Consider the following 11735-nt stretch of genomic DNA (forward strand, 5'->3'; position numbering starts at 1 on the left):
TATGGAAGCTATTAGTATAAAGAATTTATCAGTTTCATATGAAAATAATATAATAATTGAAAATATGAATCTATCTATACCAAAGGGTGAAGTTAGTATAATAATTGGAGCAAATGGTTGTGGAAAATCAACTCTTTTAAAAACAATAGCAAGAATTAATAAGCCAAGGTCTGGAAATATTTTAATTAATGGTAAAGATATAAAGAAAATAAAAGAAAAATCTATAGCAAAAGAAGTAGCATTTCTTCCTCAAGGACCAGTATGTCCAAGTGGGATTACAGTAAGAGAACTTGTAGCTTACGGGAGATTTCCACACCAAAAGATGATAGGTGGATTAAATAGCCATGATAAAGAAGTTATTGATTGGGCAATTGAAGAAACTGGACTTTTAGAGTTTGCAGATAGAGAAGTTGAAAATTTATCTGGAGGGCAAAGACAAAGGGCATGGATTGCTATGACTTTAGCTCAAGAAACGGATATTATAATGCTTGATGAGCCTACAACTTACTTGGATATGTCATATCAACTTGAGGTATTAGAAGTACTAAAAAAACTTAATAAGGAAAAGAAAATTACAGTAGTTATAGTACTTCATGAACTTAATAATGCTTGTAGGTTCGCAGATAACATAATAGGTCTTAAAAAGGGAAAAGTTATTTGTCAGGGAAAACCAATAGATGTTATTACGAAATGTACTTTAAAAGAAATATATGGAGTAGAGGCTAATCTTCAAAGGAGTGAAAATGGAGAATATCCAATATGTATGGAATATGAACTTCTAAGGGGTGAACATGAAAAATAAAAATTTTATAATAATAGTTATAGGGCAAATTATATCTTTGTTTGGAAACGCAATTCAAAGATTTAGTATGTCCTTATACTTACTAGAGTTTACAGGTAGTACAGCTACCTTTGCAAATATATTAGCTATATCAACAATACCATATATCTTATTTGCACCAATTGCTGGGATGTTATCAGACAATGTAAATAGAAAAAAGATAATGGTTTATTTGGACCTTTTCTGCTCAATACTAATTGGAGGGTATGCCTTTGTAGTATTTAGTGGAAATGATCATAAGTTGATAGTTGCAGCAGTTATGTTTATGCTATCAATATGCTATACATTATATGGACCAGCAGTAACAGCTTCAATTCCACAAGTAGTAGATGAAGAAAAACTAACAAGTGCCAATGGAATAATAAGTCAAGTAGGATCAGTAGTAAATTTTTTAGGACCAATACTTGCAGGAATTTTATATGGAATAGTTGGATTAAAATTAATAGTCATAATAAATGCAATTAGTTTTTTTGCTTCAGCAGTAATGGAAATGTTTTTAGATATTCCAGATGTAATTAAGACTGTATATGAAGAAGAAGCTTTTAATGTTAGTTCTTTAGATAAAAAAGATCTAAATTTAGTTACAGATATATCTGATATGGAGATAGCACCAACAGTTGAAATAACAAGAAATAAACCTAAAAACAAAGTTTTATCAGTAAGATTTATAAAAGATTCCTTTATAGATATGTACAAAACCTTCAAATATCTATCAAAAAAGAAAAAGGTTGTTCTTGGAATTATAGCTTCATATGCTTTATGTAATATCTTTTTAGTTCCAGTGCTAACAATACTAGCACCATACTTTATAAATATTTTCTTAGGATTACCATCACAAATTTATGGAATAGTTGAGGGAATATTTGTTTTAGGAATGATAATAGGAGGATTTTGGATAAGCATAAAACCAAAGATGTTTTCAATGAAAAAGGTACATTATACATATTTTCCAATGATTGCAGGAGTTTTACTAATGTCTTCATTAGGAGCCGTGAAAGCAAATAACTATGTATTAGCAGTTTTATTTGGCATTTCTGGTATGGCAATTATGATGTCTTTATCATTATCAAATGTACTAACATTAACATTTATACAAAAGGAAGTACCATTAGAAATGTTAGGTAAAGTTTCAGCCTTTTCAACAGCCATTGCAACTATAAGTGTAGCCCCAGGGCAATTATTATACGGGCAGGTAATAGAAGCCGGAATACCAATAGGAATAATTTTACTTATAACGGCAGCAGCTAATATTGCACTTGTAATTTTTGTTAAGTGGAATGTAAGAGCAATAGATGAAATGAATAATGTATAATTGTTGTCAAAACTCCTTAGGGAGTTTTTTTTGCTTTATAGGAAATTATATTTCAAGAATATTTGGTTAAATTGTTTATAGAAGTTAAGTTGTTAAAGCTATATCTAAAGAGAAAAAATACAGCAAGATAATATAACTTTTCACTAACATAATAATATTTTATTACTAATAAATAATGTAAAATTAGCTCATACTATTTATACCCAAATTCACTATATAAATACAGTGTTTAGAAAAATTTCTAAAAGGGTAAAGATTAATAAAAAGATACATTTGTAAATTCCTATTATTATAAAAGAACATATTTTACATTTTATAATAATAGGGTAAGAAACTTTCAAATGAAGGAGAGAAATGAAAGGAGGAAAGATAAAAAGCTGATAAAATTTAGTACAATCACAAATTTAAACTAAGGGAAAGGAGTTTATGTATATGGTTAATATTATAAAAGGGAAAATGAAAAGGTTTTGGTCAGCGTTGATAGCGTTTACTGTATTTTTTTCAACATGCCTGTTGCCATCTTTACATGTTTTAGCAGCACCCAAAATTGCAGCACACATAAAAGCTGGAAGTGGTAATGGTAATGGTCATTTTGGCAGTACGACTCCAGAGGCTTTTGTGCTATCAGATAAAAATGATATTACAAATGAGTCAATTAGTTTTCAAATGAAAGTAGGAAGTACAAAGAATCATACAAGATTTCGTTTTGTAACAAAATATGTAGATGATAATCATTGGGGATATATCGGGTATGATGGAGTAACAGGTTGGTTTATAGAATATAAGAATGGTGGCACAGGCTATCCATCAGTTAATGGACTACCAGAATTAAATCAAAATGATATAGTAAACATTAATACACAATATCAAGAAGATGGGCTTAAAGTAAGTGTAGAAAATAAGACAAGTGGTAAAAGTGGAGAAGCTTTAATTAAGACAGCTGAATTTATTAGTCTGAAGGATCAAAATGGACAAATAGGATTTGGAGCCGCTAGATATCAAGAAGAATACACTGATATATATTTCTCAAATGTAGTAGTTGGGGATAGTAACTATAATACATGGACATTATATAAGGAAAATCTTGCAGGGCAACTATGGGAACCAGCAGTAGAGATTCCAGGAGAATCACAAGAGGAGACACCATCTGAACAAGGGGAAAAGTGGTTTGTTTTAACAGGAGGATCTAACAATGGTGGAGGACATGCTTATGGTAATGCAAATACAAAAGCACCAGTTTTATTACTTGATAACGATAAAAAGATGGAAGCTTCAGGACAACTTTCATTAAAGTTAAAGCCAAGCAATAACTGGGGAGTTTTTTATACTTATGTAAACGATAATAATTGGCTATATGTTGGATATGACTCAAGTAGTCAATGGTATTACCAATATAATTTAGATGGAAGAGGTTCTTATCCAAAGATTCCAGGTCTTCCTACACCTGTTGAAGGTGAAGAATTACAAATGTCTATATCAATAAGCAATGAAACATTATCAGTAACAGTTAATGGAGTTACATCTAGAGTTACAAATCAAGATTTGATTACCTTTGCTAACAAAAATGCTGGGAAAGGAAGATTTGGTGTAAAGACAAATGGAGCAACAACAATTTCTTTTTCAGATGTAAAATATAACGGAATAAATTGTATGGAAGATAATTGGGTATTCTGTGCAAACCGTCAAGGACAAATTTTTGAGGAAAAGTATTCAAAACTTGTACCTGCATCAGGAACTGTTTCAACAAAAGATGGAAAAGTAATTCCAGGGGCAGTTGTACGTATAGGTGTAAATTCAACTGAAGCAGATATAAATGGTAAGTATCAGTTTGATGGATTAGAAATTGGACAGTATAATATGGCTGTTACAAAACCAGGTTATGAAGCATATTCTAAAGTTATAAATATTGAAGATAAAGCTAATATAATAGATGTTATATTGGAAGAAAAGGCACCTTTAGATTTAACACAATATGATAGTATAGCATCAGATAGAATGAAAGTATATATAGGAAAAGACTTCCCAGTTGTTGCCAGATATCAAATGCTTGAAAATGGAGAAGAGGTAAAAGATCAATATTTCCGTGGTAATGAGACTGATATTAATACAATAGCAATCAATGGTGTAACAATTGAGCCAACTGTTACAGTGGAAGAAGATGCTGAAAACTTCAGAATATATGCAATGCATGTTAAGAATACTGAAAATAATATTGATTTAAATATGAAGGTAAAAGTAAGTGTAAAGGAAAATGATTTAACATGGGAAGTAATATCCTTAGATAAGGCAGAAGGTTGTGCTAAGATTGCAACCATTAATGTTCCAGGCTTAAATCTTATAACAATAGATGCTGTAGAAGAAGGTTCTAATTTTGCAGGCGCAAAAACATCTACAACAACTACAGTAAGTGGAGATGTTTTTATAGATTTTAAAAATGGATTTATTCCATCAGAAACAGATTCATATTTATATGGATTCCTTACAAATGAAAAGTTAAGTGCAGGTCTTTATAGTAATTCAGAAGCTGAAGGCGATAAACGTGTTGTTAGAAATAATGGTGCGGATTCAATTAGCCTTACAAGTGCAGCATGGTATTATGAATTAGGAGATAAGAGGGGACAAGCAGCAGCTAGCCAATATGAAGCTTATCCAGTAAGTGATTTACCATGTACAAAAGTATCTATTGCAGCAGATGAAAATGGAGATAAAGATATTGACTGGAATGATGGAGCACTTGCATTCCGTGATATTATGAATATCCCGTATAAATCAGAAACAGTAAAAGATATGGTAAACCACCGTATTGTTATGAATTTTGCAAGTATGGCATCTAACCCTTATTTAACAACAGCTGATAATATTAAAAAAGTATATCTTGCAACAGATGGACTTCCACAATCAGTTGTATTAAAGGGCTATGGAAATGAAGGTCATGATTCTGCAAATTCAGAATATGCAGATATTGCAGAACGACAAGGTGGAGTAGAAGATTTCCAAAGTTTAATTAAAATTGCACATGATTATAATACTGACATTGGTATCCACATAAATGCACAAGAAGTATATCCAGAAGCAGCTTCATTTAATGAAGATATGTTACAAAAACCATTTGGAAATGGATGGGGATGGTTAGATCAGTCACATGTAATAGATAAGCTTTGGGATTTATCAAGTCAAGCAAGATGGAAACGTCTTGTACAATTATATGATCGTATTAATGGAACAGATTTCTATAATAGAGAATGGCCACAAGCAGTAGAAAATTCACTAGGTGAAGTAACTGCAACAAAAGAAGAAATTAAAGCTGATGCTGAAAGTCGTAAAGATAATATGGATTTTATATATCTTGACGTATGGTATCAAGATGCATGGGAAACAAGAAATGTTGCAAAAGAAATAAATTCTCTTGGCTGGAGATTCACAACAGAATTTAGTGCGCAAGGAGAATATGATTCTACATGGCAACATTGGTCAACAGATGCGGCTTATGGTGGAGCAAGTGCAAAAGGATTTAATAGTGATATTATTCGTTTCATCAGAAACGATCATAGAGATTCACAAGTGTTAAATTATCCAAAGTATGGAGGAACAGCAGATAATCCATTGCTTGGAGGATACAGATTATATGGATTTGAAGGATGGGGTGGAGATAAAAACTTTAATAACTACATTCTACAAACATTTAATCAAAATCTACCTACTAAATTCTTACAACATTATTATGTAACAGATTGGGAGAACTATCAAGCTGGACAATCACCAGTGGGAAATCACGAAAAACAAATCACATTGAAAAATGATGCAGGAGATGAAGTTGTTGTAACAAGAAATGAAAAGCAAAGAAGCGATGATAATATTGAACGTACAATAACTTTAAATGGCAAAGTAGTATTAAATGATGTTGAATATTTATTACCATGGACAGATGAGGATGGATCGGAAAAATTATACCACTGGAATTTAGAAGGTGGAAAAACTACATGGAATCTTCCAAATGGATGGGAAGGACTTGGAAATGTTGTAATGTATGAACTTTCTGATCAAGGACGTATAAATGAAGTGAATATTCCTGTAAATAATGGCTCTATAAATATAGAGGCTAAAGCAGCTACAGCCTATGTATTAGCAAAGGGTGCAGAAATTAAGGAGCTAAAAAATAATTTTGGTGAATCTGATTATGTTATAGATCCAGGATTTAATGGATATGCAGCTGGAGAAAAATTATCTTCAGATGAATGGTCAGGAGATATAGAAAATGAATCAGTTGTAATAGAAAAAGCAAATACAGGCGATCAAAGATTAGCATTTAATAATCCTTTGGATAATGTATCTGTAACAACAACTATTTCTGGTTTAAAAGAAGGGATTGACTATGTAGCAGAAATATATGTAGAAAATAACAGTAATTCAAAGGCAACTATAGAAGTAAATACAGGAAGTAAGACAGTTTCTAATTATACTGAAGGCTCAATTTTAAATAACTATGTTCAATCTGATCAAAAGAATGGAAGTAAAATGCAACGTATGCAAGTTTCATTTGTAGCAGAAAAGAGTACTGCAAAATTAACTTTATCTAGATCAGCAGGACAAGGCTCTACTTATATGGATGATATCCGTATTGTAGAAAAGAAATTAAATAATTTTAATGAAGATGGAGTATTTAAGCAAGATTTTGAAACAGTAGTGCAAGGGTTATATCCATTTGTATTAAGCTCTGCACAAGGAATTTCAGATCCTGTAACACATTTATCACAATTACATGAACCATATACACAAGCAGGCTGGAATGGAAGATTAATTGATGATGTAATTTCAGGAAATTGGTCACTAAAGCATCACGGTGCGAATACAGGAATAATTTATCAGACTCTTCCACAAAACTTCCGTTTTGAAGCAGGTAAAGTATATAATGTTGAATTTGATTATCAGTCAGGACCAGACAAAGCATATGCTATGGTAATTGGAGAAGGAACAAATTATACTGCTCCTACAGCAGAACAGTATCTTGCACAAGCTCCTGGAGAGACAAAACATGTTAATATGCAAGTTATTGGTAGTGGAAGCGGACAAACTTGGATTGGTCTTTATGAAAATGGAAGTAAAGCAGGCAGTGGATCTATGGGACAAACAGACTTTGTTCTAGACAATTTAGTAATTACAGAGGATAAAGATGCTATTGCAGTTACACTTTCAAGTTTAAATCTTTATAAAGGCGAAATAGCTAAAATTTACGGAAGTGGTCTTGATAAAATTGAATGGACTTCAAGTAATGAAAATATAGCAGCTATAGATAAGGATGCAAATATTGTAAAAGCACTAGCAGGAGGAAATGCAACTATTACAGCAACACTTCCAAATGGGGAAGAAGTTATATTTGAAATGAAAATTGTAGATGAGGTTGTAATAGACATTCCAAGAGAGGAATTAAGTAATATAAGTTCAAGTGCAAATACAGAAGAACCAACAGGTGAAGGAGCAGGAAGTGGAGTAGCTTCTGCAACTACTGATGGAGATTCTTCTACATTCTGGCACTCAAACTGGAGTGGTAGTGGATTTGTTGTAAGTAAAAATAATCCAGCAATTTTAACTGTAGATTTAGGAAAAGAAATTGAAATTGGAGGATTTAAATTACAACAAAGACCAAGTGCAAATAATGGTATTGTACAACAATACAAATATGAAATTTTAGATGCAGAAGGAAATGTTTTAGAAGTATCAGATTCTATTATTGTTTCAGACTCGAATACACTAGGAGGAGCTTGGGAAACTGCTAAGTTTAATAAACTACTTACTGCAAAAACAATTAAAATTTATGTTGAGCAAGGTAAAGGTAATTTTGCAGCAGTAGCAGAAGTTGTTCCAGTTCTTATACAAAAGGTTGCAGATACAGCAACATTAGAAGACTTAACACTTAATGTAGGGGAAAAAATGTTATTAGCTCCACAACATGAAAAAAATACTGTTCTAAAAGGTATTGTATGGAGTTCTTCTGATGAAAATGTAATAAAGGTAAATGAAAATGGTATTCTTACAGGAATAAGTGCAGGAACTGCTAAGATTAAAATAACAAATGCAGCAGGTTTAGCAGCAGAATGTACAGTAACTGTTAAAAATCAAAACTTAGATTACACAGCTTTAGAAGAAGCTATTACAAATTCAGAAAAGATTAATTTAACTTTATATAAGGATGGAGCAGAAAAAGATGCATTTGTAAAAGCGTTAGCAGATTCAAAAGCTTTAATTGGAAATGCAGTTTCACAAGATGAAATTAATAAAGCAATCCAAATTCTTTCAGAAGCACAAGCAGCATTAAAATTAGTAGAGACACCAGAAGAAGTTAATAGAAATGAATTAGGAAATGCAATTGCAGAAGCTGAAAAAATTAACTTAGCTAAATATCTAGATGGAGCAGAAAAAGATATATTTGTAAAAGCATTGAAAGAAGCTAAGGAAGTATATATAAATGCATCAACACAATCAGCAATAGATAATGCTTTATCAAAGCTTAAGGTAGCACAAGATAATTTGCTAAAGGTTGAGAAACCTCAAGTTGATAAAGTAGATAAAACTAAGTTAGAAAAGTTTTATAAAGAATGTTTAGCTTATTATAAAGAAGAAAATCACTCAAAAGAAAATTGGGGAAAATATCAAGAAGCATTAAAAGCAGTAGAAAAAGTTATAAAGGATAATAATGCAACACAAAAAGACGTTGATAAAGCATTGAATGCTCTTGTTGATATTACAAAGCTAATGAATAAAGAACTTGGAAATCCTTCAACTACCCCAGAATTACCAGCAACAGGAGATGAAACTAGTTCTAATATATTAATTATAGGATTAGTAATTAGTACACTTGGAATTTTTGCATTAACTTTAAAGAGAAAAAAGATAGAAGTGTAATCTAAATTGATACAATTATAGAAGAAGGGCATGGATAGAATTCTTAATAGAAGGCTAGACCATGCCTTTTTATTATCTATAGAAACTTAATCCATTTTTTATAAGGATACCTTATGTAAAATAAACTCTATATTTTAAATACGAATCATTCTATAATTAAGACCTGATACTTGTTCCCTATAAAATGAGAATTTGTTGCAAATTGCGAATATAAAGGCTACGATAAATAGATATGTTTCATAAGCCAAATAGCTACGCAAAGAAGTACTAGGCTCGGGAGAACTACTATGCCAAGAGTTTTGGTTAAACTCGCTGTGCTCAGACAAACCAACAACACTAAGGCATAGTAGGTCTTCCTTCACCAAGTACTTCTAGTTTCTCGCTATATGCTTATTTCACAGTCTATTTACCTTAGCCAACTTATATTAAGAATTTAAATTAATAATGAATTAAATTATTGGTAAAATGTAAATAATATAGTGAAAATATAAGAAAAACTTGTAAAAATAAAGTATAATTTAGTTGAATATGTAAAATATGTATATTATAATAAGTCTTGCAGTTGATTTTGCAAATATATTTATATTTCAATGGAGGGGAAAATGAGAAAATTTAAATTATTTATAGCTAGTATGCTAACTTACTTTATGGCAATATCTTTACTACCTACAAGTTTGTTGCAAACTATAGCTAAAGCGGCAGAAAATGAATATACAACTTTAGTAAAAAGTGATTATTATTTAAGAGCAGAAGGACAATATGAAAACTCTTTCTTAGTTGCTTATGGAGATGCAAGTGATAAACTTAGGGAAGGGAAAATAACAATTTCGTTAGTAAAGGCTGGAAGTGAAACTGTATTGAAAGAAATTGAAGGGTATCATGATGTTCAAATTATACCTTCCCAAAATGATAATAGTAAGTCATTGATTAAAGTTTTTAAAAGTTATATTCAAGCATCAGAAGGTGACTATTATCAAGAATATGATTTTAAAACTAATAAGTTTTCTAGTATAAGTAAAGAAAAGTGGAATGAAAATTATACAGGTAACCCAGAATATAATAATAATACTTTAACAAAAGAATTAACACAAAAAATAATTAATAAAGTGAACGAAGAAGTAAATACCAATATAAATATTGATGATAAGTATTATGAAGATAATGGAGATAGCTATTATTCTTATAAAAATGATAGTGGTCAGCTTAAAGTAAGAATATATAGTAGTTACACTAATGAATCAATAATTCAATTTGCAGTAGATAATAAAAATTACACTAGTGGGAAAAATATGTATAGTGGAGTGATATTTAAGGACTATATATATGTAGCAAAGAATGATTTTGATTATATAGTTGATAACAATAATATGTATATACATGAGTATACATATGACGATTCATGGGTAAGAACTAATGATAGTATAATAAAAGTTAGTGATGGAGAGTTTATCTCAAGTGGTAAAATAGATTTTTATGGAGAATGGGAAAGATATTTAGCAGACTTAAATAATAGGCTTTACTTTAACTCTGCAAATGGAATTAGCAAGTATAAACTAGAAGGTAACCAATATATATTTGAAGAAAATTATACTACATTGGAAAATTCACAAGTTAGTATAAATGATAATGAAAAACAAATATGGTTATTAGAGCAAGATGATAGTAAAGTATATATTAGTAAAATAGAAAATAATGAATTACATAAAGTTTTAGATGTGACTGAATCTGTAAACAAATTAATTGATGATGATAAAAGAAGAGGTTACACTAATATGAAGGTATTTAGTAATGATAACATAATGTTAGTAAATTATAATGGATTTGCTATAATTCAAAAAGATGCTCTTGGAGAACCTTCAAATCCAGAAGAACCAAATAAGCCAGAAGAGCCAAATAACCCAGGGGATAATGGGAATGTAGTAGTAATACCATCAGATGATAAGGTGATTGCAGAAGTATCTAAAATTAATCCTAATGATAAAAATGAAATTAAGGTTAATACAGAAGCTTCAGCTAAGAAGGTAGAAGTATTAATAAAAGATGTTGAGTCATTAAAAAGTGGAACAGGATCTTTAAATATAACTATAAATAATGGAGTAACAATGAACTTACCATTATCTACAATAGATAAGAGCCTTTTAGAAGGAGCAGATAATGTTACTATTAAATTAGATGTTGTAGAAAATTCAGATATAATTAAGCAAATTAAAGCAGTTAATAAAGTATTTGATTTCAACTTAATTATAACTAAGGGTAATGAATCATTAAATATTCACAACTTTAAAGATGGACTAGCTGAAGTTACTCTAAATTTAACAGATGAAGATCTTAAGGAATTAAATAAAGACAAGCTTGTAGTTTATTATTACAATGATGTAGAAAAAACTTTTGAAGCTATGGAAACAGTAGTAAATGGCAACAAAATAACATTTAAGACACCACACTTTTCTAAATATGTTGTTGCAGAAAAAGTAACAGATACTAATGGAGGCTCATCTCCATCAGAAGGAGCAAATGACAATACAAATAATAATACTGAGACAGGAAAAGGAAATCTTCCAGAAACAGGATCAGTAGTATCTAATAATGTTATTCTAGTTTTAGCAATTGGAATAGTTGCTATTGGTGGAATTATGTTTTTTAGAAAAAGAAAACATGCTTAAAATAAATTAGTAAAAGTAT

Annotated in this window: 4 protein-coding genes; all 4 read left to right on the plus strand. The window is 30.5% G+C overall.

The genetic code is table 11. The features are described from left to right. Position 1 precedes the first annotated feature (1 nt). The 4 genes from ABDZ60_RS05185 (at position 2) to ABDZ60_RS05200 (ending at position 11716) form a co-directional block, all read left to right on the plus strand. Complete coding sequence (locus ABDZ60_RS05185) at positions 2-802, plus strand: ABC transporter ATP-binding protein (protein WP_343776606.1); 801 nt, start codon at positions 2-4, stop codon at positions 800-802. Continuing rightward, entirely contained in the window at positions 792-2153 is a 1362-nt protein-coding gene (locus ABDZ60_RS05190) for an MFS transporter (RefSeq protein WP_343776608.1), read from the plus strand. The genes ABDZ60_RS05185 and ABDZ60_RS05190 overlap by 11 nt, the downstream gene beginning before the upstream one ends. Positions 2154-2585: 432 nt before the next feature. After that, positions 2586-9053 carry an endo-alpha-N-acetylgalactosaminidase family protein gene (locus ABDZ60_RS05195; protein WP_343776610.1) on the plus strand — a complete coding sequence of 2156 codons (6468 nt, stop codon included), beginning with the start codon at positions 2586-2588 and terminating at the stop codon, positions 9051-9053. Positions 9054-9655: 602 nt separating this feature from the next. Beyond that, positions 9656-11716, plus strand: coding sequence for an LPXTG cell wall anchor domain-containing protein (locus tag ABDZ60_RS05200; protein ID WP_343776612.1), 2061 nt, complete (start codon positions 9656-9658; stop codon positions 11714-11716). The last annotated feature ends 19 nt before the right edge of the window (positions 11717-11735 follow it).

Source organism: Clostridium sartagoforme (assembly GCF_039521405.1).
Taxonomy (GTDB): Bacteria; Bacillota; Clostridia; order Clostridiales; family Clostridiaceae; genus Clostridium; species Clostridium sartagoforme.